This is a genomic window from Ruegeria sp. SCP11, assembly GCF_040329455.1.
Taxonomy (GTDB): domain Bacteria; phylum Pseudomonadota; class Alphaproteobacteria; order Rhodobacterales; family Rhodobacteraceae; genus Ruegeria; species Ruegeria atlantica_E.
This window is the reverse complement of the sequence record NZ_JBDZYG010000001.1, coordinates 94,264-117,851: the sequence shown is the minus strand read 5'-3', so window position 1 is coordinate 117,851 and position 23,588 is coordinate 94,264. Positions and strand designations below refer to the sequence as shown.

The window sequence follows — 23,588 nt, the reverse complement described above, 5'->3', positions numbered from 1 at the left end:
TTAGAAGTGCGCCTTGGGCTCGTCCGGTTTACCCGCGGCCAGCCCAAGGAGGCCTGCCACGGCCGCAAACGCTACCGGGAACATGGTAAATACGTTGAAGCCAAAGGCGTAATACATCCCGGCTGCTGAGACGAGCAGCAGCACTCCCCCGATCAATGCCCGCGCATGTGCCATCGCACCACCGGCAATCGCCAGCAGTGGCGCGATGATCGACGCGATTTGAATGACCTCAGCATTATCTACTTGCTCGGCCAGTCCTTCGATCTCGCCAAACCGGTCAATCAGCTCGACATAACCATAGCCGAAGAAACCCACGATCATGCCGATCAAACCGGCAATAACGCCCAAAATCATAGCTGCGTTGCGCATTCAAAACCCTCTAACTTGCGTCAATTGAGATAGTCACCCACTCACGTAACGCCAAGCCCTGCCTTCGTTTCGGCCGTCCAGCCCAGATACAGCGTGCCATTTTGGTCGATCAGAGGCCGCTTCATCAAAGTGGGGTGCTCTTTCAGCAACTCCAGCGCGGGTTTCGCGCGCTGCGCTTCGTCCAATCCACGCCAGGTTGTCGACCGAGTGTTAAGCAAAGCCCCGCCGAAAACCTCAAAAGCCTGTGACAACACAGAATCCGGCACGCCGTCGGCCCGGACATCGACAAATTCGGCATCCGTCAGTGTTTTCAAGGCCTTGCGACATGTATCACAGGCTTTCAAGCCATATAGACGCATTTACGGGGTACTCCTGTATCTGGTTCAATTTTTGGCAAATTTGCCTGTGTGTTCCGGTATTTCTTGATTTTTTACTTCACCGTGCAATGTTGAAAAAGACGAAACACGCAATTCGGGCTGTATCGTGTGGGCGATACGGTGATGCATTGCGGCGGCGTCAATCACTGCCCCCACCAATTTAGTGGGACAACGTGTAAGTAGAAGGAGACACGGGAAATGCCAACTGGCACCGTGAAATGGTTTAATACCACGAAAGGCTACGGGTTTATTGCCCCCGATGAAGGCGGCAAGGACGTATTTGTTCATATCTCGGCCGTTGAACGGTCCGGTCTGACCGGGCTCGCTGACAATCAGAAAGTCTCGTATGAGCTGCAAGACGGACGTGACGGCCGCCAAATGGCCTCTGATTTGAAGCCGCTGTAATACAGCCCCGCATTTAGCGGGATATCAAAACAGGCCAACGGCCAATTTCAGGCCGTTGACCGATTTCCAAAGGTTAGAAAACCTTACCCTCGCGCCGGGTCGTCCTTGGCATGAGTGAACCAGTCTTGGCCCATCGCAACAATACACGACGTGCCTGTGGCGTAGGTGACCACCATCGTCCAGTCGCCCGATTTGCTAGTCCAGACCTCCATCACCTGCTCTGGCCCGCGGATGCCGGTTGCCACACGCTCCGAGCCGAACTGCAGTTCAAGTTTTTGGTGCATGCGCGACGTCGGCTCGCAAATCACCTCAGCGATCGGAGACTTTGCGACCACTGGTGAAGTCAACGCCAAGCAAAGACAAAAAATTCGGGCAATCAAAGAAAATGTCATGAAGCAACTGTAACAGCTTCATGACACTCCGTATAGACAAGTGATATGCAAAATCAGCCTTCGCTAATGACGGCTTCAAACTCCCGCCATTCCCGCGCGGTCATGCCCGAGTTCTCCTGCGTCACGTTTTCACCCGCCAGCATACGACGCAGGCTATCAACCATTTGTGCCGACAGGTTCACGGCACCCAGACGATAGTCCTCGAACGCTCTATAGGCGAAGGGCACCCAATCGGCGACGATCTTGCACATGGTATCTGCGTAGACGCGGATTTCGTATTGGGCATGCGGATCGGCGCGCAAACGCAGGAAGTGGAACAGGTTGTGCAGGTCCACTTTCCAGTACCATTGTGTGTAGATATTCGCAGGCAGGTTCATCCGCGCCAGCTCCCGGGCCAGCCCCTGCTGACCGTCCTGGCTGATCATTGCTTCATAGTTGTCGTAGCAACGCGCGCTGTCGGCCTTGAGCATCTCCAGAACTCGGGCGGCTTCTTCACCTTGAAGAGCATCGCCCCGTCCCTGATTGTTGACCTCGGACTGAGCAGCCACGTGATCAGGCGCTGGGATATAAAACTCACGATCAAGAATCGAATAACGCGCTGAGTATTCGTTCACGTTCGCGGTGCGATGGCGAATCCATTGCCGAGCCACGAATACGGGCAGTTTGACGTGCAGCTTGATCTCGCACATCTCGAAAGGGGTCGAGTGCCAATGACGCATCAGATAGCGGATCAGACCTTCGTCATTCTGTACCGACTTGGTGCCTTTGCCGTAAGAGACCCGCGCCGCCTGGCAAATCGCAGCGTCATCGCCCATATAGTCGATCACGCGTACAAAACCGTGGTCCAGAACCTGATGAGCAGTGTACAGATGCTCTTCCATCCCCGCAGCCACAACGCGGCGTGTTGGATGCGATTGCGCCCGTTGCGCTTCGATCTCGGCCAGTTGGTCAGAGGACAGCGGCATGAAATTTCCTTTCCAGCAATGAGTCGCCCACCACTATATCTCGGCAATCCCCTGACCGGAACCGCGATATGTGCGCTCATTTCTTCTTATTCCAAAATGTGTCCCTGCTGCCCCCTCGACACGTAATGCCCGCGCGCTAAGGTGCTGAACATCACCTGAACAGAAAGGAAGCCACAATGGGGCTGAGATATCTTCACATCATGATCCGCGTGAAGGATCTGGAGAAGTCGATGGCGTTTTATGAGCTATTGGGCCTGAAGGAAACCCGCCGCTATGACAGTGAGGAAGGGCGTTTTTCGCTGATCTTCATGGCGCCTCCGGGGCAAGAGGATCGGCCGATCGAACTAACCCATAATTGGGACGGCGACGACGCCCTACCCAGCGACAGCCGTCATTTCGGGCATCTGGCCTACGGCGTCGACAATATCTACGAGACCTGCCAGCACCTTCAGGACAACGGGGTGGTGATCAACCGGCCGCCACGTGACGGCCGCATGGCATTTGTGCGCTCGCCGGACAATATCTCGGTCGAACTGCTGCAGAACGGGGACGCGCTGGCGCCTGCCGAACCATGGGCCAGCATGGAAAGCACTGGCCACTGGTGATCCGCTGGCTGACAGCATTGGGGTTGGCTGGGATGGCCAGCCCGCTACGGGCCGAAACCTGCCGCCTGGCTCTGGCACTGGCCATGGACATTTCAACCTCAGTGGACAGAACCGAGGACGCGTTGCAACGGCAAGGCCTGGCCGCTGCTCTGTCCGCACCCGAGGTGGTTCAAGCCTTCTTCTCTTCGCCCATGCCGGTGGCCCTGGCGGTGTATGAATGGAGCGGCCGCACCTCGCAGCGCATCATTCTGAACTGGACCATGATCCGCACTCAGTCCGATCTGATGGCGGCAGCGGCAACCGTACAAACCTCGGTTCGGTCCGACAAAGGATCCGCCACGGCTATGGGTCACGCGCTCGCCTTTGGCTCGACGCTGATGCAGCAGGCCCCACCGTGCCTGTTCCACACCATTGATCTGTCCGGGGATGGAACGAATAACGATGGGTACGGGCCTGAGAGCGCCTATCGGCACTTTCCTTTCCAGAACATCGTGGTCAACGGGCTGGTCATCAATGCCGCCGACTTCGAGGGTGAGCTGTACCTGATCCCCTTCTTCGAAAACAACGTGCTCCACGGTCCCGGCGCTTTTCTCGAGGTTGCGCAAGGGTTTAAGGATTTCGAACGTGCAATGCGACGCAAACTGGAACGAGAGCTGAACAGCTTGCAAATCGGCTCGATTCCGGAGTCCGTTCAGTGATTGTGCGACTTCTGGCGACCGTTCTCTCCTTGTTGGCCGGGTCGGTCGCGGCGGAGTGTCGACAGGCTCTGGCGCTGGGGTTGGATGTGTCCGGGTCCGTGGACAGCGGCGAATATCGCCTGCAACTGGACGGCCTGGCAGAGGCTTTGCAACAGCCCGAAGTCACTCAACTGATATTGTCCGACATCTCCGCGCCGATACGTCTGTCGATCTTTGAATGGAGCGAACCCGGCCATCAGCGCCTTTTGTTGGACTGGACGCCCATACGATCAGCCACTGACCTTGAAAGCATCGCAACCCTTTTGAGCAGCACCAAACGCAGCGCGGCACCACAAGGTACGGCCGTTGGATCAGCGATGCTGTTCGGCGCGGATCTATTGTCTCAGCAATCAGACTGCTGGAAACGCACGTTGGATCTGTCCGGTGACGGCAAACACAATCTCGGCCCCCACCCGCGCGACGCCAAGACTGCCCTAAGAGCCTCAGGCGTCACCATCAACGGGTTGGTTATTGGCGCGGACGACCCAAGCCACGGCGATAAACGCTATGTTCAAGTTGGCGAACTGTCCGCCTATTACAGTGCTTGGGTCATTCTGGGCGCGGACGCATTTGTCGAGGTTGCCCTGGGATTTGACGCCTACGAAGAGGCCATGACCCGAAAGCTGATCCGGGAACTCGAAGGGCTGGTCTTGTCAGACGCGCACCCCTGATCAGTAGATGTACCGGATTTGGTCGGTCCAGTAGCGTTCGACCCGGCGCAGCGAGGTGGTGATGTCGTCGATGCCCTCCAGCCCCAGCACCCCACGGGTCTGCAGCCCTTCGGCGTGGCGCGAGAAAAGCTCTGCCACGATATCGCGGATTTCCCGCCCACGTGGGGTTAGTCGGACCCGAACCGAGCGCCGGTCGATCTCGCACCGTTGGTGGTGCATATAGTCCATTTCCACCAGTTTCTTCAGGTTATAGCTGACATTGCTGCCTTGATAGTAGCCACGGCTTTTCAACTCACCCGCCGTGACTTCATGATCGCCGATATTGAACAACAGCAAGGCCTGAACCGCGTTGATTTCCAGCACGCCCACACGCTCGAACTCGTCCTTGATCACGTCCAGCAATAGGCGGTGCAGCCGTTCAACCAGGGCAAGCGCCTCAAGATAGCTGGTCATAAACCCTTTGGTTTCCGGCGCGGAGACCTGCATTTCCATACTCATCCGACCCTCCGATTCAGTCGCGCTGTTTCAGGCAGCATGAATCTAAATTCCGAAGAATCGGTTAAGCTGGATTTTCTTTATTTTTGAAAGGTCTGCGCGATATCCGCGATCAAGGCCCCGAACGCTTCGGGCGGCTGGATCTGACCGGTGACCCACTGATACAGATCCTGATCGTTTTCGTGCAGCAGCGCATCATACAAGTCCAGACCGGCTGCATCCATCGCCGCCAAATTGCGTTCAGCATAGGCGGACAGGATCAGGTCCATCTCTTTAATCCCGCGGCGCATCGAGCGCATCTGCATGCGTTTGATCCTGACGTCCCGTGTCTCGGTCACTTTCCTTGCTCCAACATCAAGCGCAACTTCTTTTCCAACCGCGCGGCGCGTTCGGCGCTGGCACGCATCTCCCCGCGGATGGCCCGCAATTCCGCGACGGCGTCGGCCAGTTCCAGACTTGCTTCACCGTCTTCAACAGGGGCTTCCATACCTTCGCCCTCGCCGGTCAGCAACCACATGATCGAGACGTTGATCATCCCGGCCATCATCGACAACCGGTTGGCCCGCGGTTCAGAGAGATCGTTTTCCCACGCTGCGATCGTCGCCTTTTTGATCCCGAGCCGCCGCGCGAGTTGGGCCTGTGTCATCCCGGCCGCCTCACGCGCGCCTGCCAAACGGTCCCCGAAGGTTGCTGCTTCTGGTCCGAACCAGTCGTTTTCGTCGTTCATCGGGGTCTCCAATTCTTCAATTCATACGGCTTGATCGTCATTCGGGCGCACCCTATGACAGACAGGTTGAACATACAAACCGAGGCCACCCATGAGTTTCCTGTCTGCGACACTGTCACGCGTAAAACCTTCGCCTACGATCGCGATGACGGCCAAAGCAGCCGAGTTGAAAGCCGCCGGTCGAGACGTGATCGGCCTGAGCGCGGGGGAACCCGACTTCGACACGCCGCAGAACATCAAGGACGCGGCAGTTGCGGCCATCGCGGCAGGCAAGACCAAGTACACCGCGCCCGACGGCATCCCCGAACTTAAACAAGCCGCCTGCGCCAAGATGAAGCGCGATCACGGGTTGGATTACACGCCCGCGCAGATCTCGGTCGGGACTGGCGGCAAGCAGACGCTGTATAACGCGCTGATGGCGACGATGAACGACGGGGATGAGGTCATCATCCCCGCCCCCTACTGGGTCAGCTACCCGGATATGGTCCTGCTGGCCGGTGGTACGCCCGTCGTCGTCGAAACGGCATTGGAAAACAGCTTCAAACTGACCGCCGAACAGCTTGAGGCCGCGATTACACCAAAGACCAAGTGGTTCATCTTCAACTCGCCTTCGAACCCGACCGGCGCAGGCTATAGCCGCGCGGAACTGAAGGCTCTGACAGATGTGCTGATGCGCCATCCGCATGTCTGGATCATGTCCGATGATATGTATGAACACCTGGCGTATGACGGCTTCGAGTTTTGCACACCGGCCGAAGTTGAACCGGGGCTCTATGATCGCACGCTCACCTGCAACGGTGTCTCCAAGGCTTATGCAATGACCGGCTGGCGCATCGGCTATGCCGCCGGTCCGGTCGAGGTCATCGCCGCGATGCGCAAGATCCAGTCACAGTCCACCTCGAACCCCTGCTCGGTCAGCCAATGGGCAGCGGTCGAGGCGCTGAACGGAACCCAGTCATTTCTGGCCCCGAATGCCGAAACCTTCAAACGCCGCCGCGATCTGGTGGTTCGCATGCTGAACGAGATCGACGGCATCTCATGCCCGATGCCCGAAGGCGCGTTCTACGTCTACCCTTCCATCGCAGGGCTGATCGGAAAGACCACTCCGGCGGGCACGGTGATCGACTCGGATGAAGCATTCGCCACCGCGCTGCTGGAAGAGGCGGACGTCGCTGTAGTGTTCGGCGCGGCCTTTGGCCTATCGCCGAATTTTCGGGTCAGCTATGCCACCTCGGATGAAGCCCTGACCGAGGCTTGCACCCGCATCCAGCGCTTCTGCGCGGCCCTGACCTGATCCGGAGTGAACGATGACCGCAGAACTGCCCGAATACTATTTCCGAGTCCGCGAGAATGGCGCGGCGGTTTTCAGAATCGACACTGAAAACCGCCAGCGGCGGATCGAGATGGATCAGATCGCGGTCATCAACATCCGCAATGGCGAGGTCAAACCGCAGGGCCAGCGCACCTTGACCGAGACTGACCAAGCGGAAATCACACGCTGGATGGAAGAGCGCAAAGCCGTGCTGGCGCAGCGCGATATCGACGATATCCACCGCGCGGTCGACTATCTGAACCTGACCACCCAATGGGCGCAGTCAAAGGCATCGGACGATCAGCTTGAGGACGTCACTGATCGTTTGCTACTGGCGATGCACGATTTGCGCACCATTCTGGTGCGCAAAAAGGCGGACCGGCTGAACAAGGGCTGAAGGCTCGGCTATTCCGCAGGCACCCCAACGGTTTGAACTGAGCGCGTCCAGAACCGCGCCATCAACAGGACAGCCGCGCAGGCAAGCCCCAGAACAAGGCCCAACCAGATGCCGATCCCGTCCATTCCCTGCACAAAGCCAAAGTAATAGGACGCCGGAATTCCGACCACCCAATAGCTGAGCCCTGCCATGACCATCGGCACCTTGGCGTCCTGCAATCCGCGCAACAGGCCCAGCGCAATCACCTGGGCCCCGTCGACCAACTGGAACAAGGCGGCCATTGCCAACAAGCCCGTACCGATGGCCAGGATCTGAGGACGTTGCGGATCGTCCGGTTCCACGAATATGGAAATCAGCGGTTCGGCGCAGGTCACGAACAGAGTGATCGTCAGGACAGATACCAGCAGGGACATCACGGTCACCGCTTTTGCGCCTTTTTCCAGATGCGGGCGATCTTTGCGCCCCAGGGCGTTCCCGGCGCGGATCGTGGCCGCATTGGAGAGACCCAGATGCACCATGAATGTGGCCGAAGCCAAGTTCAGCGCAATCCCGTGCGCTGCCAGCGGCACCGGTCCAATCCAACCCATCATGAATGCCGACATGGCGAACAGCGACACCTCGGCAAGCAAAGTAAACCCGATGGGAATGCCCAGACGCAGCACGCTGCACAGCATCTCCCAATCCGGGCGCCAGAACCGCTGGAACAGGTTGTGTTCGGGCAAAACGCGCACGGCGTAGACCACGACGGCAATCAGCGACACCATCTGCGTTACGACCGAGGCAATTGCCGCGCCCATCACGCCCAGTTCAGGCGCGCCCCAATTGCCAAAAATCAGCGCATAGTTGGTCAGCGCGTTGACGACCGCGGCCGTCACGGTGATCCACAAAACGATCTGCGTGCGCTCCAACGCCGCCAGATAGGATTTCAGCACCATAACCACCAGTGCCGGGAACAGCCCCCATCCTGCAACACGCAGATATTGCGATGCGGTTTCAGCCACCTGTGGATCTTGCCCTGCGGCAATCAAAATCGGATGGGACCACCAAAGCAAAGGCATAACCAGCACGGCATATAGCAAGGATAGCCACAATCCCATGCGGGTCGAGCGGCGAATGCTGGTCTCATCCTCTTCGGCAGCAGCTGTCGCCACCATGGGCATCACGGCCAGACCAAAACCGCCGCCAAACAGGAACAGCACGAAATAAAAGCTGCTGGCCAGTGTCACGGCGGCCAGCGCCTCGACCCCGTACCAGCCCAGCATTATCGTGTCTGTCAGACCAATGGCAAATTGTGCCAAGTGCCCGCCAATCAGAGGCAGACCCAGCACAGCGATGGCCCGGAAATGGCCGCGATATGTCATCACCTTATTCATTGCACCAGCCATATGCCCGGCCTGAGGCCGGGACAAGAGGCGATCAATGAAATTTCAAGATGACACCAATCACGCGATTATATAGCCTGCCCGTTTACCGCGCGTCCGGATGCAGAGAATTGCCCAGGATATGCTCGGACCGGTGGATCACGTGATGCGCCTGCCCCACGATCAGGGGATCAGGCTGCCCCACGATATCGTGGTCCTTGTCAGGGTAGTCCAAAGTCGACAGGAAGTGACGCATGGTATTCAAGCGGGCACGTTTCTTGTCGTTTGATTTCACGATCGTCCAAGGTGCATCGGCCGTGTCGGTATAGAAGAACATCGCCTCTTTGGCTTCGGTGTAGTCATCCCATTTATCAAGGCTGGCCTTGTCGATCGGCGACAACTTCCACTGCTTCAGTGGGTCGGTCTCGCGGCTTTTAAACCGACGCTGCTGTTCTGTCTGCGTGACAGAAAACCAATACTTGTAGAGCTGAATGCCCGAACGCACCAGCATCCGCTCCAACTCGGGCGTCTGCCGCATGAATTCGAGATATTCGTTGGGGGAACAGAACCCCATGACCCGCTCAACACCCGCGCGGTTGTACCAGGAGCGGTCGTAGAACACCATTTCGCCGACCGTCGGCAGTTCCTGAACATAACGCTGATAGTACCACTGGCCCTTTTCTTCCCAGGTAGGTTTGTTCAGAGCCACGACGCGAGCCTGACGGGGGTTCAGGTGTTCCATGAACCGCTTGATCGTGCCGCCCTTGCCTGCGGCATCGCGGCCTTCGAACAGCAAAACGAACCGCTGTCCCGTCTCTTGCGCCCAAAGCTGAACCTTCAGTAATTCAGCCTGCAACTGGGCTTTCTGCGCCTCATAGGTGCTGCGCGCCATCTTGCGACCATAGGGATACTTGCCGCTTTCAAACGCCTGCCGAATACGCTCGGGGCTGGGCTGTGACGGTTCGGGGTTCGGTGTTGGGACGATTCTGACAGAGGGGTGTTTTTGTTCGATTTGTGCCGCAGCTTCCATTCAATTTTTCCTTTTTCACTATCCGCATGAACGCCTAGCAAAAAACACGATTTCGCGCTTTGATGCGGGTCAATTTGAAAACCAACAAACCGCGGAAAATGCTGGGTGTAGGAGGTCAGACCATGAACTCGGAATTCATCAAGCTGAACGGCCAAACCTTCTTTCTGCGCAGCTGGGGATCACCCGAGCTTCCCCCTCTTCTGATGCTGCACGGTTTTCCCGAATATGGCGGAGCATGGAGCGATCTGGCTCCGCACCTTTACGACCACTTTCATTGCCTCGCCCCAGATCAACGCGGGTATGGGCAAAGCTGGTGTCCGGACGGTGTTGGGAATTACACACTTTCAAAACTGGTTTCTGACATGGCCGCGCTGGTCGAAAGATTTGACGGTCCGATCACCGTTTTGGGTCATGATTGGGGTGCTTCAGTGGCTTATGGGCTGGCCATGTCCCGACCCGATCTGGTCAGCCATCTGATTATTGCAAATGGCGTCCATCCGGTTCCTTTCCAACGCGCCATGGCCGCCGGCGGAGCGCAATCCAAAGCATCGCAGTACATCAACTCTTTGCGTGCCCAGAACGCGACGGCCCTATTGTCCGCAGACAATTTTGCAAAGCTAGAAATCTTCTTTCGCCACGGCATGGGCGTCGATTGGTTGTCTGAGCCTCGCATGAAAGATTACCGCACCGAGTGGGCCCGCCCTGGCCGACTTGAGGCGATGCTGAACTGGTACCGAGCCTCCCCGCTGGTCGTGGCAAACCCTGGCGAACCCCGCACCGACCTGCCCCACCTTCCACCAGAGCGCCTGATGATCCGCTGCCCGCATCTGCTGATTTGGGGGCCGAACGACAAAGCGCTGCTGCCTGAAGCAACCGAAGGACTCGAGACTTTCGCCCCCGGCCTGACCCGCATCGACATCCCCGACACGGACCATTGGCTGCACCACCAACGCCCCGAGGTCGTAGCGCAAGCTATTCTGGGCTGGATCGCGACCGCTTAGCGATGCCCCCAATCCGCAGGATCGTCCGAGTTCTTCGGGGACAGCCCCAGAATATCACCGTCGGTCGAACATCCCAGACCGAGGACGGTCCGGTTCGCGTATGAGAAGTAGGCGCAGACCTGATTGATCTCAAGAATCTCGCCATCGTCCCAGCCCGCATCCCGCAGGGCCTGGACATCCGCCCGAACCATTTCCGCAGGAGCCTCGGTCAGTTTGCGTGCATATTGCATCGCCGCGATCTGCGCCTCATCCAACGGAGCGGTGCTCAGCGTTTCCGCCTCAATCGCGGTGCGGATCGCATCGCCCCGAGCCGTATCTTTCAGCAAGCGTTGCAGCCCGCTGAAATGATGTTCAACACAATACCCGCACTGGTTCAGCGAACTGACCCAGACCCCTAGGACTTCAAGAAACCATTTGGGAACCTTGTTGGCGGAATGATGCAGAACGTTCTTGTACAGCGCCATATGGCCTTCCATCGAATGCGGTCGCAGCGAATGCACCATCATGATGTTATCCACATTGTTGCCCGGCCCCGTCACACGCTCGTACAGCTTCCTTAGCTTGCCGGTGGCTTCGTCAAACGGAACAGTCTTAATCCAACTCATTCGGTTCCCGCCTTGTTTCTCTAGCTACTCCAGCTTCACGCATCTTAATTTGGCGCAAAACTGGATCAACACACCATGTCAGGCTAGTCTGCCCAAATGCAAGGGAGGGAGTAACTAATGGAAATGGCGGAAAAGACTGTCGCGGAATGGTATGCCAATCATCCAATCTCGGCGCCGCATATTTTGACGAAATTGACGAACCTCCGTGGTTCTACAAAGGATGTGACGCCGCAGGAGCTCTACCCCTACGATCAGGATCACTATGACGGTCTGAATGCAAATGCCCGATTGGCGGACAAGACACAGATGAAGCCCGGTGATCACGTTCTTGATGTCTGCGCTGGATTGTGTGGACCTGCGCGCTGGTACGTCACCGAACGCGGCGTCGACGTAACCGGCATCGATATCAGCCCCAACCGGGTCGATGGCGCCAAGGAACTGAACGCGCTTGTCGGCATGCAGGATCAGATACAACCGATTTTGGGCAGCGCAATGGACATGCCGTTTGACGATAACCAGTTCGATGCGGCGGTCAGCCAGGAGTCCTTCCTGCACATTCCCGACAAGGCCAAAGCCCTGTCCGAAGTGTTTCGCGTTCTGCGCCCCGGTGGCCGCTTTGCCTTCACCGACTGGGTTATGCACTCCTCTCTGTCCGAAGACGAGATGGAGCAATACAGCCAGCGTTTCGCCTGCCAGTCCTTGCTGAGCATTCCCGAATACCAGGACAAATTGGAACAGACAGGTTTCAAAGTAGTCTCAGCCGACGATGTAACCGCATCCTGGGGCGAAATACTGGCCCGGCGGCTCAGTATGTATCAGACGTTGGACGCCGAAGCGGAACGCGCTGGAAACCCCTCCAAAGGAGATGAATTCCTTAAGATGTACGCGCAATTCGTGAGCGACGTACAACAACGAAGGATCGGAGGCGTTCGCTTGGCAGCAGAAAAACCTCAATAACTCTCGCCTGATCGCAGAATCTGCGCATTGATGCGCGCGAAAGGTGCGCATCTTTCTGGAACGGTTTGCAGCCAATCGCCCACAAGACCTCGCGCCCCTCTTCCCCCGGACCACATCACCTGCCATAATGGGCTCCAACCTAAAAACAAGAGCAGCACCGATGCCCGACGATCTGTTGACGCCCAGCGCGACCGCCACCTATGACGCCTCCTCGATCGAGGTGCTTGAAGGGTTGGAGCCGGTCCGAAAACGCCCCGGTATGTATATCGGCGGCACGGATGAGCGTGCTTTGCACCATATGGTCGCCGAGATCCTCGACAACTCAATGGACGAAGCCGTCGCCGGTCACGCCAACCGGATCGAGGTCGAGCTGCACGCAGATTACGCCCTGACGGTGCGCGACAACGGGCGCGGCATTCCAATCGACCCACACCCAAAGTTCCCGGATAAATCGGCGCTGGAAGTGATCCTGTGCACCTTGCACGCAGGCGGTAAATTCTCGGGTAAAGCGTACCAGACCTCGGGCGGTCTGCATGGTGTCGGTGCCTCCGTGGTCAACGCGCTGTCGGATTCGATGGTTGTGCAGGTGGCGCGCGACAAGCAGTTGTTCGAACAACGCTTCTCGCGTGGTATCCCGCTGGGCCCGGTTGAAAAGGTTGGCGCTGCCCCCAACCGGCGCGGCACCACGGTTACCTTCCACGCGGATGAAGAGATCTTTGGCCACCACCGGTTCAAACCCGCACGGCTGTTCAAATCCATCCGATCCAAAGCATACCTGTTCTCGGGCGTCGAAATCCGCTGGAAATCCCACATCGACGATGGGGAAACCCCGACCGAGGCCAGCTTCCACTTTCCCGGCGGCCTGTCGGATTATCTGAAAGAGACGATGAACGGCTCGTCCACCTATGCCGAGCAGCCCTTTGCCGGCACCGTGGACTTTCGGGAGAAGTTCGGCACCCCCGGCAAGGTCGAATGGGCGATCAACTGGACGCCTTCGCGCGACGGGTTCATCCAATCCTACTGTAACACCGTCCCCACGCCCGAAGGCGGCACCCATGTGGCGGGGTTCTGGGCTGCGGTCCTCAAGGGGATCAAGGCTTACGGAGAGCTGATCAACAACAAGAAGGCCGCGCAGATCACCCGCGACGACCTGATTACCGGCGGCTGCGCACTGGTGTCTTGTTTCATCAGCGAACCGGAATTCGTGGGGCAGACCAAAGACCGTCTGGCCACGGTCGAAGCACAGCGGCTGGTCGAAAACTCGGTCCGCGACCATTTCGATAACTGGCTGGCCGCGGACACGAAATCCGCCGGCGCCATTTTGGACTTCCTCATCCTGCGGGCTGAGGAACGCCTGCGCCGACGGGCCGAGAAGGAAACACAACGTAAGTCCGCCACTAAAAAACTTCGTCTTCCCGGCAAGCTGGTGGACTGTTCTAGTTCAACACGCGACGGAACCGAATTATTCATCGTCGAAGGCGATTCTGCGGGCGGTTCTGCAAAAATGGGCCGAGACCGCAAAACGCAGGCCCTGCTGCCCTTGCGCGGAAAAATCCTGAACGTGCTGGGCGCGGCAAGCTCGAAACTGGGCACGAACGCCGAGATCAACGACCTGACCCAAGCGCTGGGCGTGGGGCTTGGCACCAAGTTCAACGTCGACGACCTGCGCTATGACAAGGTCATCATCATGACCGATGCGGACGTGGATGGGGCGCATATCGCCTCGCTGCTGATGACGTTCTTCTTCACCCAGATGCGCCCGATGATCGACGCGGGCCACCTCTACCTCGCCTGCCCGCCCCTCTATCGCCTGACCCAGGGCGCCAAACGCGTCTATTGTCTAGACGAGGCCGAGCGGGACGAGTGGCTTGAGAAAGGTCTGGGTGGCAAGGGCAAGATCGACGTGTCCCGCTTCAAGGGTCTGGGCGAGATGGACGCCAAGGACCTGAAAGAGACCACGATGGACCCGGCCTCGCGCAAACTGATCCGCGTCACCATCGACGAGGACGAACCCGGCGAGACCGGCGACCTGGTCGAGCGTCTGATGGGCAAAAAACCCGAACTGCGGTTCCAGTACATTCAAGAGAACGCGCGGTTTGTTGAGGAGTTGGATGTTTGATCGACTGGTGTGATGCTTCGTTGAACAATTACCAGCGTTTCTAACAATATAGATAGCACTTACCGCTGGTAGGGTATTTCTGACTAGCTTCAGTTTTTGGGACTTTTACGTTGGTAGCAGGGCTTCCAAATACCCTTTGCTATGTTTCGGTAAGATCAATGAAAACTAAGGACACTCAGATTTTGGCAGTTGCATTGTCACTCGTGTGGGTTTGTAACGGGTTTACTGTTCTTGCAGAAGAAAACCCCGTTGATTTCTGGGAAAGTTGCCGCTCCGACGATAGCTGCACTATTGAATATAATCACTTAGCCGATCAAGAAACCGATCCCTTTCTATTTTTGGGAAAAGTTGTGGATAAATTGCATCCCCAATGGACGAGATACCGGCGAGTTCTGCGGCGTTATCCAGACGTTGTGAGTTGTTTGGTTGAAAGCGAGCGCGAGAAAAAAGAGCCAAACTTACTTAAATTGGATTGGGACAGAATTGGCACAGGCTCGGGTGCAGAAGTGTGCGTGTTTCGCGTCGCAAGTAGCTTAGGGAGCGCTGACCGCACCTTGACATGGCTGCAGTATCATAAGTTTCGATTTAGTGGCCTGAATAGGCGGTGGTCCCAGAATTTCCAACCGCGCTTTGACACTCAGCCGATTTACCAAGTAACCGCGCGCTGGTCTATCGAGCAGTATAGAGAGGTTAATCCATCATGGCTCTCGTCGCTAACTGGCTATGAATTGATATACGAATACCGGTTGATTTTAAACTTTGACCAACACTTCAGAGTTTCTGGAGTGGGTGCCGGCACCCCAACAAAACTAAACTAGCTGAAATCCAACTTGTAGCAGGCGAAGGAACGGAACTCGCACCTATCGTTTGGTTGAGTCCAGTTGGGCGCAAACACCCACTCAACAGAGCCACACTCGTAGCGCCCGCACATCAGGGCGGGTCGCGCACGCTTGATGCTCTGCATCAAGCATTGGTCGGATAGCGTGGGACATCTCCACAACCCGTAGGCCGGGCTTCAGCCCGGCACCCTGCAACCCCCTTGCCTAACCCGTTGATCTCGTTCACACTTACCCTCAAACCGTCATTCAAGAACGACATTTGAGGTTTCGAGCGTCCAAGACCCAATTTTAATAACGGATATCCGAACGGGAGGACGACATGAAAACACTAACCCTCGGGCTGGCCTTTGCCCTGCTCGCCAGCCAAGCGACAGCGCAACAGACCCTGACCACCGCATCCCCTATTCCGGACGGGGCCGAGACTAAGTTCTGCTATTATAACGGCATGGCTTATTCGCAAGACGCCTTTGTCCTGCTGGTCGGTGACAACACCGTCACCGAGACGATCAGTACGATTCAGGAACGCCTGTTGCGGTGTCATCGCGAAGGGGACGGCACCCTGAAATGGAAACCGCAGAGCACCTTCTCGACCAATAACTAAAGCCGAAGCTGGGCGTCCTAGCCCAGTTTCTGGTCCAGCCAGTCCGCGATCTGTCCGGCGGGTTTCTCCCAGCCGGGCTCCATGAACAGGAAATGCGCGTGGTCTTCCACGGGCATAAAGGTCGCGCGGTCTCCGTAGCGCTTGGCCAAAACGCGGCAGGTGTTGGGGTTCACGGCCCGATCCTCAGTACCCGAGACGACCAGCACCGGGCAATCGACCTTATCCATATCCACCTTCATCGCGTGGTGGTCGTCGAACATCCAGAAGAACATCTCGAACATCACCCGCCCGCTTTCGGCACCCAATTGGTCAAAAACCTCATGCTGCTGCGCCTCGGGCATCTTGTTCAGCGCAAAGGGGGTCATCAGGCCGAACTCCACTCGCATGGGCTGTTTCCAGAACGCCCCGCCTTCCATCAGCGCACGGGGAATGGCGCGTTCGTCGTCGGTTTCGGGCAAGGTGCCCCACGGCGCGTTCGGGTTAATCAGAACGATGGCACTGGCCAAGCCACGAGAGGCCACCTGCTGCGCCACAACACCCGCGATGGCGTGGCCCAGTATGACCGGCTTGGTGTCCAGCCCCTGCACGAACTCGGCAATATCATCCGCATAGTCGATCACGCTGGTATCGGTCAGGCCGGGATCAGGCTCGGCCTTGGGATCGCCGCCATGATAACGCAGCGCGGGAGTGTGTACGGTCCAACCGCGATCCCGAAAAAACCCGGCGTAATCCTGCATGCACCACGGTCCGGCAAAGGCCCCGTGGATCAGAACAATCTCTTTGGTCATTAAAACGCTCCCTATCTCTTGCCAGTATGAGAGATTGGACGCGTATTCAGCAAGGCTGTCTTGGGTTTAGACAGCCAGCCCGATCAACGCCACGCCAAAGGCCATCAGGATCGCAGCGCCGAGTCGCCGTATCCAGTTACCTTCGTGCAGGAAAATGAAGCCGATCAGTGCCGCGAAGATCACCGAAGTTTCCCGCAAAGCCGACACCGCGCCCAGCGGAGCAAAATTCTTGGCATAGAGCACCAGCCCATAGGCCGCCATCGACACCAAACCGCCCAGCAGGCCAACCACCCACACTTTGAGAGGAAGCTCGGTCAGCGTTTTGCGCCTGCGGATACCGACGAACCCGGCGATAAACAGGTGCAAAAACGCCCCCCAAGCCCAATAGCTGAGCGTATTCCCGGACAGGCGCACCCCGATGCCGTCAAACACGGAGTAGATCGAAATACATATTCCCGTACCCAGCGCAAACAGCAGGGCCGACCGTCCCACGCCCGACCGAAGCGCTTTCCAGTTGCTGAGCTGAATCCCCACCGCGATCAGAGCAATCCCGATCCAGGCCTGTAGAGGAAGGACTTCGCCCACCAAAAGCATCGCCCAAAGCGACACCAGCGCCGGTACGATACCCCGTGCGATAGGGTACACGACGCTCAGGTCGCCATGCTGGTAGGCCTTGCCCAGCATGAAATAGTAGCCGAAATGCACGACGGTCGAGATCAGGATGTAGGGAAAGCTCTCGGCGTTGGGCAGCGGCAAGGTCAGAACCATGATGGCCCCGGGGATGACATGACCCAATGCCACCAATCCCATCGTTGTCGTTCGATCCGCCGCGGATTTTACGATTGCGTTCCACACGGCATGCAACAATGCAGCCGTCAGAATGATGGCAATGACAAACGGGGTCACGTCCGAACCTTTCGTGAAAACCGGCCCGCAGATCGGGCCGGTGTTCTATTGTCCCATTGAGAGGCGGATCACAACGCAGTTCTGAACAACTCTGTCAGGTTGTTTTCAGTCAGTTCGATGGGGTTACCACCGCATGAGGGGTCGATGATCGCCCCTTGCACCAGTTCAGGGATCGATGCTTCGGTGACGCCGAGCTCGGACAGTTTGCGGGGGATTCCCAGGCTGTCGTTGAAGTCCTGCACAAAGGTACGGAAGCCGTCGAAGCCGCCATCGATGCCCAGGTAGGCTGCGGCTGACTGGAACCGGTCGGCGATGGCGGGCGCATTGATCTCCAGAACGCTGGGCATGCAAACGGCATTGGTCGTTCCGTGATGCGTGTTGAATACGGCGCCGACGGGGTGGCTCATGGCGTGGATCGCGCCGAGGCCCTTCTGGAAAGCGGTGGCCCCCATGGCGGCAGCGCTCATCATCTGGGCGCGGGCTTCGATATCGCTGCCGTCGGCATAGGCGCGGGGTAGATACTCTTTGACCAGTCGCATGCCTTCCAAGGCGATACCCTGGCTCATCGGGTGATAATGCGGGCTGGAGAACGCCTCGACACAATGGGCAAAGGCGTCCAGACCAGTACCTGCCGTGATAAATTTCGGCATGCCCACGGTTAGCTCCGGGTCACAGATCACCACCGTCGGCAGCACCTTAGGGTGGAAGATGATCTTCTTGGCGTGCGTCTCGGAATTGGTGATGACGCTGGCGCGACCCACCTCGGACCCGGTGCCGGCCGTTGTTGGCACCGCGATGATCGGCGCGATGGCATCGGCATCCGCGCGGGTCCACCAATCGCCGATATCCTCAAAATCCCACACGGGGCGCGTCTGCCCGGCCATGAAGGCCACCATCTTGCCCAGATCCAGACCCGAGCCGCCGCCGAATGCGATTACACCGTCATGGCCGCCCGCATTATAGGCCGCAACACCGGCATCGAGGTTTTTCTCATTCGGGTTCGGGTCCACCTCCGCGAACAGACCGCGGCCCAGATCGGCGGCTTCCAGGATATCCAGCGTCGCGGTGGTGATCGGCAGATCAGCCAGCCCCTTGTCGGTGACCAACAAGGGCTTTTTCATGCCCGCTGCAGCGCAGGCTTCGGGCAATTCCCTGATGCGTCCGGCACCAAATTTGATTGCGGTCGGATAGGACCAGTTTCCAACAAGGCTCATGTCAGAGTTTCCTTCAAAGCAGGGGCCCACCCCGGGGAGGGATCAATCAGGGCAGGCAAATCATTTCAGCCGGTCACCTTTTTCAGGTGATAGGATTTCGGGCGGGTCAGGTTGTGGTAGCCGATGACGGACAACCCTCCGCCCCGCCCGGTATTCTTGCAGCCGGTCCAGCACAGGCCCGGGTCCAGATAATCGGCCCGGTTCATGAACACGGTGCCGGTCTCAATCTGGTCGCCAACACGTGCCGCATGATCAACGTCGCGGGTCCAGAGGCTGGCGGTCAGGCCAAACTCGCTGTCATTCATCAGCGCAATCGCCTCGTCATCCGAGGACACTTTCATAATGCCGACAACAGGCCCAAAGCTCTCATCCCGCATCACCCGCATGTCGTGGGTCACATTTGTCAGGATCTGTGGTGTCAGGTAAGCGCCGCCATCATCCTCGGGGAAGGTCTCGATATGGGCCACAGCGCCATCGGCCACGGCCTCGGCAATCTGCGCGCGCACCTCATCGGCAAAGCGCACATTGGCCATCGGGCCGATGGTCGTCTCTGCGTCCAGCGGGTTGCCCAGCTTGTAGCCCTTCACGATCTCAACCGCCTTTGCGACAAAGTCATCGTAGAGGCTCTCATGAACGTAAATCCGTTCGATCCCGCAGCAACACTGGCCCGCGTTAAACATCGCGCCGTCGATCAGCGTGTCCACGGCGGCGTCCAAATCGGCGTCCTCCATGACATAACCGGGGTCCTTGCCGCCCAACTCAGTACCCACGCCGGTGAAGGTGCCCGCCGCCGCGCGTTCCATCGCCTGACCACCGCCAACCGATCCGGTGAAGTTCACAAAATCAAAGGCGTTGCCCGCGATCAGGTCGTTGGTCACATCATGGCACAGAAATACGTTTTGGAACACATCCTCGGGCACGCCAGCCGCATGGAAGGCCTGCGCCATACGCTCCCCGACCAACAGAGTCTGCGTCGCGTGTTTCAGGATCACCGCATTGCCCGCGATCAGCGCCGGCGCCACCGTGTTGATCGCCGTCATGTAGGGGTAGTTCCAGGGCGCTACCACAAAGACCACCCCATGCGGAATGCGTTTGATGTAGCGCTTGAACGTCTCATCCTCACCCACGGCAATATCGGCCAGAGAGGTTTCGGCAATCTCCGCCATATGGCTGGCGCGTTCATTGAAGCCGCCAAACTCACCGCCATAGCGCACCGGGCGGCCCATCATTTGGGCCAACTCGGGCACGATCTCATCATTCATCGCGCCCACTGCGGCCACGCCGGCCATGACAAGATCTATCCGCTCCTGCAACGGTCGCGCCGCCCAATCCGCCTGCGCCGCCCGCGCCCGTACGGCAACCTCAAACGCCGCATCACGCGACAGCACTGCGCGCTCGGCAAAAACCGATCCATCGACCGGTGAGATGCATTTCAGTGTCTGGCCCATGCCATCAACTCCACATAGAGGGCATCTGCGCCCTGCTTCCTCATTCCCAAATATCGGTGGTGCGAGAGGCTGACCTCTCACGCTGCCCGTTATGCTCGCTCGAACCCGCGGGCCACTTCCCAATCGGTCACCACACGCTCGAATTCCTCGATCTCGACTTCCGCCGCGCGGGCATAGTGGTCGACCACCTCGTCTCCCATGGCCGCGCGCAGCATCTCTGACCCGTGCAGCGCGTCCCGCGCCGCGCGCAAGTTGCCCGGGATCATTCCGGTATCGCCCTGATAGACGTCGCCCGTGGCGGCGGGCTGCAACTCCAGCCCTTCTTCAATGCCCGCAATCCCGGCGGCCAACATTCCGGCCATCGCCAGATACGGGTTCATGTCCGAGCCGGGAATACGGCACTCAACCCGAACCGCTTTGGTGCCATCACCACACAGACGGAACCCAGCAGTGCGGTTATCCACCGACCAGATGATCCGCGTAGGCGCAAAGGTTCCCTTCATGAACCGCTTATAGCTGTTGATGTAAGGCGCCATAAAATAGGTGTAATCGGCCGCATACTTCAACAAACCAGCCATGTAGCTTTTCATCAGCGCCGACATGCCCAGCTCATCCGCCTTGTCATAGAACGCAGGCTGACCGTCGGCCCAGAGCGACTGATGAACATGCGAGGAACTTCCAACTTTGTCGTGATGCCATTTCGGCAGGAACGTCGCCGCATGGCCGTGCTGCCACGCGATCTCCTTAACGGCATTCTTTGCAATCGAGTGATATTCTGCCGTGTCCATCGCGGGCGCGTATTTGATGTTCAGTTCTTCCTGCCCGGTCTCGGCCTCACCCTTGGTGTTCTCAACCGGAATCCCCGCATTCCACAGATGGTTGCGGATCGGGCGCATCACATGCTCTTCCTTGGTGGTCTGGAGGATGTGATAATCTTCGTTATAGCCCGAGATCGGTTCCAGATCGCGGAACCCTTCCTTACGAATCTGATCAAAGCTTTTTTCGAACAGGAAGAACTCCAGTTCGGTCGCGCACATGGCCTCATATCCCATGGCCTTCAGGCGGTTGACCTGCTTTTTCAGGATCGATCGGGGCGCATGCGGCACCTCTTCATGGGTGTGATGATCCAGCACATCGCACATTACCATCACCGTGCCCTCTAGCCATGGCACAGGGCGCAGAGTGTTTAGGTCCGGCTTCATGACATAATCGCCATAGCCCCGCTCCCAACTGGTCGAGGCGTATCCGTCCGGTGTCCCCATCTCAAGATCGGTCGCCAGCAGATAGTTGCAGCAATGCGTTTCCTGCCACGCTCCGGCAACAAAGTGACCCGCGTGAAACCGCTTGCCCATCAAACGACCCTGCATATCAACCATACAAACCAGCACGGTATCGACCTCACCGGTATCGACCCTGGCTTTCAGGTCGTCCAAACGTGCTTCATTGCCCATCCTGTTCATCCTTTGTCACTCAAAGAGCCCTTGGTCTCTCGCTTGCGTTCCCAACCGTTAATCGTCGGCCGTGTTCTTTTCCATTTCCATGACCAGTCGCGTTTCCAGAACCTGCCCGCTCTTGTAGAGGATCGGATAGGCAATGGCGGCGATGTGCCCGTGCAGGTCCCGCATGGCCCGCAACGTCTCAAGATGCAGATCGCTGGACCGGAAACTTTCCGTCTGCCCGCGTTCCAGCCGTTTCAGATGCGCCTTACGGCTGTGGCGCGACAGTCGTTTGACCTCGGCCTTGTCCAAAACCAGGCGGCGCGCGCAATCCATGTCGTCGACCAGCAGCACGTGACGCGCCAGCGAGAAGCTCTCCAGAATGGTTGCGTGCAGATCCTTCAACTCTTTCCAACCCTGCGTCGAAAACTCGGTCCGCTCGGTGTGTTTGATCTGCGCCGTGCGGGTCATACGGTTCGAAACCACATCGCCCGCCGCCTCTAACCGGATGGCGTATTCCACCAGTCCCCGAGCCGCTTTGACCTGGGCCTTGCTCATATTCTGACGCGGCATCCGAGCGACAAAACGGCGAATATCGGTGAGCTGCGCATTCACCCTCTCATCTTGCTGCCATAGGGCTGAGATGGCGTCGCTGTCGTCTTGCTCATAAATGTCCAGCACCGGGCGGAACATGCGTTCGACCTGCGTCACCATCTGCAACAGCTCATGCCGTACCGAGGACATAGCCACATTCGCCCCCGATGCGCTGGGATCGCCAAGCGGGCTGAGCGCGTCCGAGAATTGATCCATCACGTTTGTCTCGGCCTTGGGTTCCGGTAGCAGAACGCTAATCGGTCTTTCCAGCCAGTTCACAAAGCCGGTCGCCAGCACAAAGACGGCAAGATTAAATCCGATATGCGCCAGGATGAGAGACTGCCCTGCCCCCGCGACCATCAGCGCCTCATGCGCGCCGGTCACATTGACCGCCATCAGCATCACCAGTGCCGCACTGCCCCGCAACAGCAAGTTCGCAAGTGGGATACGGCGGGCTGAAACGGTCAGGTCCCGCGTCAGCCAAATCGGAATGAAGGCCGACCCCAAGTTGGCCCCGAGCACCAGCGAGAGTCCGGCTGCAAATGGAATCGCGCCGATTTGCACCAGCGTCACGCACATCAAAATCGTCGCGACCGAGCTGTGCATGACAAAGGCCAGCACCGCGCCCACGATGAAGGCGCTGAAATAGTCACTCTCAAGATACCCGGCGATGGCCGGTAAAAAGGCGCTTTCCCGGATCGGGTCGACCGCATCGCGCAGAAACTGAAGCGAGATAAGGATGAAGGCGATACCCAGAACGATCCGCCCAATCAACCGCACGTTTGCCCGCTCGGACTTCAGATACAGCCACCCACCAAGCGCCAGCAGCACTGGTTGCAGCCATCCCAGATCGTAAGACAGCACCTGAATGACCAGCGCTGCACCCAGATCGGCCCCTAGGACACCGGCCAGCGCGAGGCCAAAACTCACCATTCCCGCCGCCGCAAAGCCTGTCAGCAAAACCGTAACCGCAGCCGAACTTTGCAAGATCGTAGCCAGAACCATTCCAGCCCCACCCGCAACGAAGGTATTGGAGTGGCGCGTCAGGATTGACTGAAACAGCGCGCCAAAGCGCCGCTCGATGCCGGTGCGCACCAGCCGCACGGCAAACAGCAGCAACATGGTCGCCGCGAAAATCTCGATCAAAAAGCCTGCAATAGCCATATTTCTATACCTCGCCGCACCGGGTCGCGTCACTGCGGCCACAGTATCCGTTTTCTGTTCTCGGAATGAGAGT

The 23,588-nt window shown here is 58.1% G+C and carries 28 protein-coding genes; 11 read left to right on the top strand and 17 right to left on the bottom strand.

What is annotated here, in order from left to right; all coding sequences use genetic code 11:
- Genes ABLN94_RS00600 through ABLN94_RS00590 form a run of 3 tightly spaced genes read right to left on the bottom strand, consistent with a single transcriptional unit; the run spans nucleotide 1 to nucleotide 893 of the window.
- Nucleotides 1-369 carry a hypothetical protein gene (locus tag ABLN94_RS00600; protein WP_352988190.1) on the bottom strand — a complete coding sequence of 123 codons (369 nt, stop codon included), beginning with the start codon at nucleotides 367-369 and terminating at the stop codon, nucleotides 1-3.
- Nucleotides 370-410: 41 nt separating this feature from the next.
- Nucleotides 411-728, bottom strand: a complete 318-nt coding sequence (locus tag ABLN94_RS00595) for an ArsC/Spx/MgsR family protein (protein ID WP_352988189.1) — start codon at nucleotides 726-728, stop codon at nucleotides 411-413.
- A gap of 24 nt (nucleotides 729-752) precedes the next feature.
- The gene (locus tag ABLN94_RS00590) at nucleotides 753-893 is read right to left on the bottom strand and encodes a hypothetical protein (protein WP_352988187.1); all 141 of its coding nucleotides are present in this window, start codon (nucleotides 891-893) and stop codon (nucleotides 753-755) included.
- A gap of 51 nt (nucleotides 894-944) precedes the next feature.
- On the opposite strand from ABLN94_RS00590, the gene ABLN94_RS00585 reads away from it, so the two are divergent.
- Nucleotides 945-1,151: a cold-shock protein gene (locus ABLN94_RS00585; RefSeq protein ID WP_138839651.1), complete on the top strand. Its 207-nt coding sequence runs from the start codon at nucleotides 945-947 to the stop codon at nucleotides 1,149-1,151.
- 83 nt (nucleotides 1,152-1,234) lie between these two features.
- Here the strand turns inward: ABLN94_RS00585 and ABLN94_RS00580 are convergent, their stop codons facing one another.
- Nucleotides 1,235-1,435 carry a hypothetical protein gene (locus ABLN94_RS00580; RefSeq protein WP_352988185.1) on the bottom strand — a complete coding sequence of 67 codons (201 nt, stop codon included), beginning with the start codon at nucleotides 1,433-1,435 and terminating at the stop codon, nucleotides 1,235-1,237.
- A 161-nt stretch (nucleotides 1,436-1,596) separates the two neighbouring features.
- Nucleotides 1,597-2,508 carry an FAD-dependent thymidylate synthase gene (thyX, locus tag ABLN94_RS00575; protein ID WP_352988183.1) on the bottom strand — a complete coding sequence of 304 codons (912 nt, stop codon included), beginning with the start codon at nucleotides 2,506-2,508 and terminating at the stop codon, nucleotides 1,597-1,599.
- Nucleotides 2,509-2,684: 176 nt separating this feature from the next.
- On the opposite strand from thyX, the gene ABLN94_RS00570 reads away from it, so the two are divergent.
- Genes ABLN94_RS00570 through ABLN94_RS00560 form a run of 3 tightly spaced genes read left to right on the top strand, consistent with a single transcriptional unit; the run spans nucleotide 2,685 to nucleotide 4,521 of the window.
- A complete protein-coding gene (locus ABLN94_RS00570) occupies nucleotides 2,685-3,113 on the top strand; it encodes a VOC family protein (protein WP_352988182.1) in 429 nt (142 codons plus the stop codon).
- Nucleotides 3,080-3,811, top strand: a complete 732-nt coding sequence (locus ABLN94_RS00565) for a DUF1194 domain-containing protein (protein WP_352988180.1) — start codon at nucleotides 3,080-3,082, stop codon at nucleotides 3,809-3,811. The genes ABLN94_RS00570 and ABLN94_RS00565 overlap by 34 nt, the downstream gene beginning before the upstream one ends.
- Nucleotides 3,808-4,521, top strand: a complete 714-nt coding sequence (locus tag ABLN94_RS00560) for a DUF1194 domain-containing protein (protein ID WP_352988178.1) — start codon at nucleotides 3,808-3,810, stop codon at nucleotides 4,519-4,521. Before ABLN94_RS00565 ends, ABLN94_RS00560 begins: the two co-directional genes overlap by 4 nt.
- On the opposite strand, the gene ABLN94_RS00555 is transcribed toward ABLN94_RS00560, so the two are convergent.
- The 3 genes from ABLN94_RS00555 to ABLN94_RS00545 all read right to left on the bottom strand — a co-directional run bounded on the left by ABLN94_RS00555 (nucleotide 4,522) and on the right by ABLN94_RS00545 (nucleotide 5,743).
- Nucleotides 4,522-5,019 carry a MarR family winged helix-turn-helix transcriptional regulator gene (locus tag ABLN94_RS00555; protein WP_417750491.1) on the bottom strand — a complete coding sequence of 166 codons (498 nt, stop codon included), beginning with the start codon at nucleotides 5,017-5,019 and terminating at the stop codon, nucleotides 4,522-4,524.
- 77 nt (nucleotides 5,020-5,096) lie between these two features.
- Entirely contained in the window at nucleotides 5,097-5,321 is a 225-nt protein-coding gene (locus ABLN94_RS00550) for a succinate dehydrogenase assembly factor 2 (RefSeq protein ID WP_417750496.1), read from the bottom strand.
- 29 nt (nucleotides 5,322-5,350) lie between these two features.
- Nucleotides 5,351-5,743 carry a helix-turn-helix domain-containing protein gene (locus tag ABLN94_RS00545; RefSeq protein WP_352988176.1) on the bottom strand — a complete coding sequence of 131 codons (393 nt, stop codon included), beginning with the start codon at nucleotides 5,741-5,743 and terminating at the stop codon, nucleotides 5,351-5,353.
- Nucleotides 5,744-5,834: 91 nt separating this feature from the next.
- Here ABLN94_RS00545 and ABLN94_RS00540 point away from each other — a divergent pair, with 91 nt between their 5' ends.
- Nucleotides 5,835-7,037, top strand: coding sequence for a pyridoxal phosphate-dependent aminotransferase (locus ABLN94_RS00540; RefSeq protein ID WP_352988174.1), 1,203 nt, complete (start codon nucleotides 5,835-5,837; stop codon nucleotides 7,035-7,037).
- A gap of 13 nt (nucleotides 7,038-7,050) precedes the next feature.
- Complete coding sequence (locus tag ABLN94_RS00535; RefSeq protein ID WP_352988172.1) at nucleotides 7,051-7,452, top strand: hypothetical protein; 402 nt, start codon at nucleotides 7,051-7,053, stop codon at nucleotides 7,450-7,452.
- Nucleotides 7,453-7,460: 8 nt separating this feature from the next.
- Here the strand turns inward: ABLN94_RS00535 and ABLN94_RS00530 are convergent, their stop codons facing one another.
- Nucleotides 7,461-8,813 (bottom strand): MATE family efflux transporter, encoded by a 1,353-nt coding sequence (locus ABLN94_RS00530; RefSeq protein WP_352988170.1) that lies wholly within the window; start codon nucleotides 8,811-8,813, stop codon nucleotides 7,461-7,463.
- 106 nt (nucleotides 8,814-8,919) lie between these two features.
- Nucleotides 8,920-9,843: a polyphosphate kinase 2 gene (gene ppk2, locus ABLN94_RS00525; protein WP_352988169.1), complete on the bottom strand. Its 924-nt coding sequence runs from the start codon at nucleotides 9,841-9,843 to the stop codon at nucleotides 8,920-8,922.
- Between the two features lie 122 nt (nucleotides 9,844-9,965).
- On the opposite strand from ppk2, the gene ABLN94_RS00520 reads away from it, so the two are divergent.
- Nucleotides 9,966-10,844, top strand: coding sequence for an alpha/beta fold hydrolase (locus ABLN94_RS00520; RefSeq protein WP_352988167.1), 879 nt, complete (start codon nucleotides 9,966-9,968; stop codon nucleotides 10,842-10,844).
- On the opposite strand, the gene ABLN94_RS00515 is transcribed toward ABLN94_RS00520, so the two are convergent.
- A complete protein-coding gene (locus tag ABLN94_RS00515; protein WP_352988165.1) occupies nucleotides 10,841-11,449 on the bottom strand; it encodes a carboxymuconolactone decarboxylase family protein in 609 nt (202 codons plus the stop codon). The genes ABLN94_RS00520 and ABLN94_RS00515 overlap by 4 nt on opposite strands.
- A gap of 117 nt (nucleotides 11,450-11,566) precedes the next feature.
- Between ABLN94_RS00515 and ABLN94_RS00510 the strand changes: the two genes are divergently transcribed.
- The 4 genes from ABLN94_RS00510 (at nucleotide 11,567) to ABLN94_RS00495 (ending at nucleotide 15,965) form a co-directional block, all read left to right on the top strand.
- Complete coding sequence (locus tag ABLN94_RS00510; RefSeq protein ID WP_352988163.1) at nucleotides 11,567-12,406, top strand: methyltransferase domain-containing protein; 840 nt, start codon at nucleotides 11,567-11,569, stop codon at nucleotides 12,404-12,406.
- A gap of 160 nt (nucleotides 12,407-12,566) precedes the next feature.
- Nucleotides 12,567-14,525 carry a DNA topoisomerase IV subunit B gene (parE, locus tag ABLN94_RS00505; RefSeq protein ID WP_352988161.1) on the top strand — a complete coding sequence of 653 codons (1,959 nt, stop codon included), beginning with the start codon at nucleotides 12,567-12,569 and terminating at the stop codon, nucleotides 14,523-14,525.
- Nucleotides 14,526-14,683: 158 nt separating this feature from the next.
- The gene (locus tag ABLN94_RS00500) at nucleotides 14,684-15,343 is read left to right on the top strand and encodes a hypothetical protein (protein ID WP_352988160.1); all 660 of its coding nucleotides are present in this window, start codon (nucleotides 14,684-14,686) and stop codon (nucleotides 15,341-15,343) included.
- Between the two features lie 340 nt (nucleotides 15,344-15,683).
- Nucleotides 15,684-15,965, top strand: coding sequence for a hypothetical protein (locus ABLN94_RS00495; protein ID WP_352988158.1), 282 nt, complete (start codon nucleotides 15,684-15,686; stop codon nucleotides 15,963-15,965).
- A gap of 17 nt (nucleotides 15,966-15,982) precedes the next feature.
- On the opposite strand, the gene ABLN94_RS00490 is transcribed toward ABLN94_RS00495, so the two are convergent.
- From ABLN94_RS00490 to ABLN94_RS00465, 6 genes are all read right to left on the bottom strand, one after another.
- Complete coding sequence (locus ABLN94_RS00490; protein WP_352988157.1) at nucleotides 15,983-16,753, bottom strand: alpha/beta hydrolase; 771 nt, start codon at nucleotides 16,751-16,753, stop codon at nucleotides 15,983-15,985.
- 66 nt (nucleotides 16,754-16,819) lie between these two features.
- Nucleotides 16,820-17,659, bottom strand: coding sequence for a DMT family transporter (locus ABLN94_RS00485; RefSeq protein WP_352988155.1), 840 nt, complete (start codon nucleotides 17,657-17,659; stop codon nucleotides 16,820-16,822).
- 68 nt (nucleotides 17,660-17,727) lie between these two features.
- Nucleotides 17,728-18,873 carry an iron-containing alcohol dehydrogenase gene (locus ABLN94_RS00480; protein WP_352988153.1) on the bottom strand — a complete coding sequence of 382 codons (1,146 nt, stop codon included), beginning with the start codon at nucleotides 18,871-18,873 and terminating at the stop codon, nucleotides 17,728-17,730.
- Nucleotides 18,874-18,938: 65 nt separating this feature from the next.
- Nucleotides 18,939-20,321 (bottom strand): aldehyde dehydrogenase family protein, encoded by a 1,383-nt coding sequence (locus ABLN94_RS00475; RefSeq protein ID WP_352988151.1) that lies wholly within the window; start codon nucleotides 20,319-20,321, stop codon nucleotides 18,939-18,941.
- A gap of 89 nt (nucleotides 20,322-20,410) precedes the next feature.
- Complete coding sequence (locus ABLN94_RS00470; RefSeq protein ID WP_352988149.1) at nucleotides 20,411-21,772, bottom strand: glutamine synthetase family protein; 1,362 nt, start codon at nucleotides 21,770-21,772, stop codon at nucleotides 20,411-20,413.
- 57 nt (nucleotides 21,773-21,829) lie between these two features.
- Nucleotides 21,830-23,515, bottom strand: a complete 1,686-nt coding sequence (locus tag ABLN94_RS00465) for a Na/Pi cotransporter family protein (protein WP_352988148.1) — start codon at nucleotides 23,513-23,515, stop codon at nucleotides 21,830-21,832.
- Nucleotides 23,516-23,588: the final 73 nt, after the last annotated feature.

What these genes read in the sequence shown, in the direction of transcription:
- ABLN94_RS00600 (WP_352988190.1), bottom strand. Translation starts at nt 369, where the DNA reads ATGCGCAACGCAGCTATGATTTTGGGCGTTATTGCCGGTTTGATCGGC.
- ABLN94_RS00595 (WP_352988189.1), bottom strand. Translation starts at nt 728, where the DNA reads ATGCGTCTATATGGCTTGAAAGCCTGTGATACATGTCGCAAGGCCTTG.
- ABLN94_RS00585 (WP_138839651.1), top strand. Translation starts at nt 945, where the DNA reads ATGCCAACTGGCACCGTGAAATGGTTTAATACCACGAAAGGCTACGGG.
- ABLN94_RS00580 (WP_352988185.1), bottom strand. Translation starts at nt 1,435, where the DNA reads ATGCACCAAAAACTTGAACTGCAGTTCGGCTCGGAGCGTGTGGCAACC.
- thyX (WP_352988183.1), bottom strand. Translation starts at nt 2,508, where the DNA reads ATGCCGCTGTCCTCTGACCAACTGGCCGAGATCGAAGCGCAACGGGCG.
- ABLN94_RS00570 (WP_352988182.1), top strand. Translation starts at nt 2,685, where the DNA reads ATGGGGCTGAGATATCTTCACATCATGATCCGCGTGAAGGATCTGGAG.
- ABLN94_RS00565 (WP_352988180.1), top strand. Translation starts at nt 3,080, where the DNA reads ATGGGCCAGCATGGAAAGCACTGGCCACTGGTGATCCGCTGGCTGACA.
- ABLN94_RS00555 (WP_417750491.1), bottom strand. Translation starts at nt 5,019, where the DNA reads ATGAGTATGGAAATGCAGGTCTCCGCGCCGGAAACCAAAGGGTTTATG.
- ABLN94_RS00550 (WP_417750496.1), bottom strand. Translation starts at nt 5,321, where the DNA reads ATGCAGATGCGCTCGATGCGCCGCGGGATTAAAGAGATGGACCTGATC.
- ABLN94_RS00545 (WP_352988176.1), bottom strand. Translation starts at nt 5,743, where the DNA reads ATGAACGACGAAAACGACTGGTTCGGACCAGAAGCAGCAACCTTCGGG.
- ABLN94_RS00540 (WP_352988174.1), top strand. Translation starts at nt 5,835, where the DNA reads ATGAGTTTCCTGTCTGCGACACTGTCACGCGTAAAACCTTCGCCTACG.
- ABLN94_RS00535 (WP_352988172.1), top strand. Translation starts at nt 7,051, where the DNA reads ATGACCGCAGAACTGCCCGAATACTATTTCCGAGTCCGCGAGAATGGC.
- ABLN94_RS00530 (WP_352988170.1), bottom strand. Translation starts at nt 8,813, where the DNA reads ATGACATATCGCGGCCATTTCCGGGCCATCGCTGTGCTGGGTCTGCCT.
- ppk2 (WP_352988169.1), bottom strand. Translation starts at nt 9,843, where the DNA reads ATGGAAGCTGCGGCACAAATCGAACAAAAACACCCCTCTGTCAGAATC.
- ABLN94_RS00520 (WP_352988167.1), top strand. Translation starts at nt 9,966, where the DNA reads ATGAACTCGGAATTCATCAAGCTGAACGGCCAAACCTTCTTTCTGCGC.
- ABLN94_RS00515 (WP_352988165.1), bottom strand. Translation starts at nt 11,449, where the DNA reads ATGAGTTGGATTAAGACTGTTCCGTTTGACGAAGCCACCGGCAAGCTA.
- ABLN94_RS00510 (WP_352988163.1), top strand. Translation starts at nt 11,567, where the DNA reads ATGGAAATGGCGGAAAAGACTGTCGCGGAATGGTATGCCAATCATCCA.
- parE (WP_352988161.1), top strand. Translation starts at nt 12,567, where the DNA reads ATGCCCGACGATCTGTTGACGCCCAGCGCGACCGCCACCTATGACGCC.
- ABLN94_RS00500 (WP_352988160.1), top strand. Translation starts at nt 14,684, where the DNA reads ATGAAAACTAAGGACACTCAGATTTTGGCAGTTGCATTGTCACTCGTG.
- ABLN94_RS00495 (WP_352988158.1), top strand. Translation starts at nt 15,684, where the DNA reads ATGAAAACACTAACCCTCGGGCTGGCCTTTGCCCTGCTCGCCAGCCAA.
- ABLN94_RS00490 (WP_352988157.1), bottom strand. Translation starts at nt 16,753, where the DNA reads ATGACCAAAGAGATTGTTCTGATCCACGGGGCCTTTGCCGGACCGTGG.
- ABLN94_RS00480 (WP_352988153.1), bottom strand. Translation starts at nt 18,873, where the DNA reads ATGAGCCTTGTTGGAAACTGGTCCTATCCGACCGCAATCAAATTTGGT.
- ABLN94_RS00475 (WP_352988151.1), bottom strand. Translation starts at nt 20,321, where the DNA reads ATGGGCCAGACACTGAAATGCATCTCACCGGTCGATGGATCGGTTTTT.
- ABLN94_RS00470 (WP_352988149.1), bottom strand. Translation starts at nt 21,772, where the DNA reads ATGGGCAATGAAGCACGTTTGGACGACCTGAAAGCCAGGGTCGATACC.
- ABLN94_RS00465 (WP_352988148.1), bottom strand. Translation starts at nt 23,515, where the DNA reads ATGGCTATTGCAGGCTTTTTGATCGAGATTTTCGCGGCGACCATGTTG.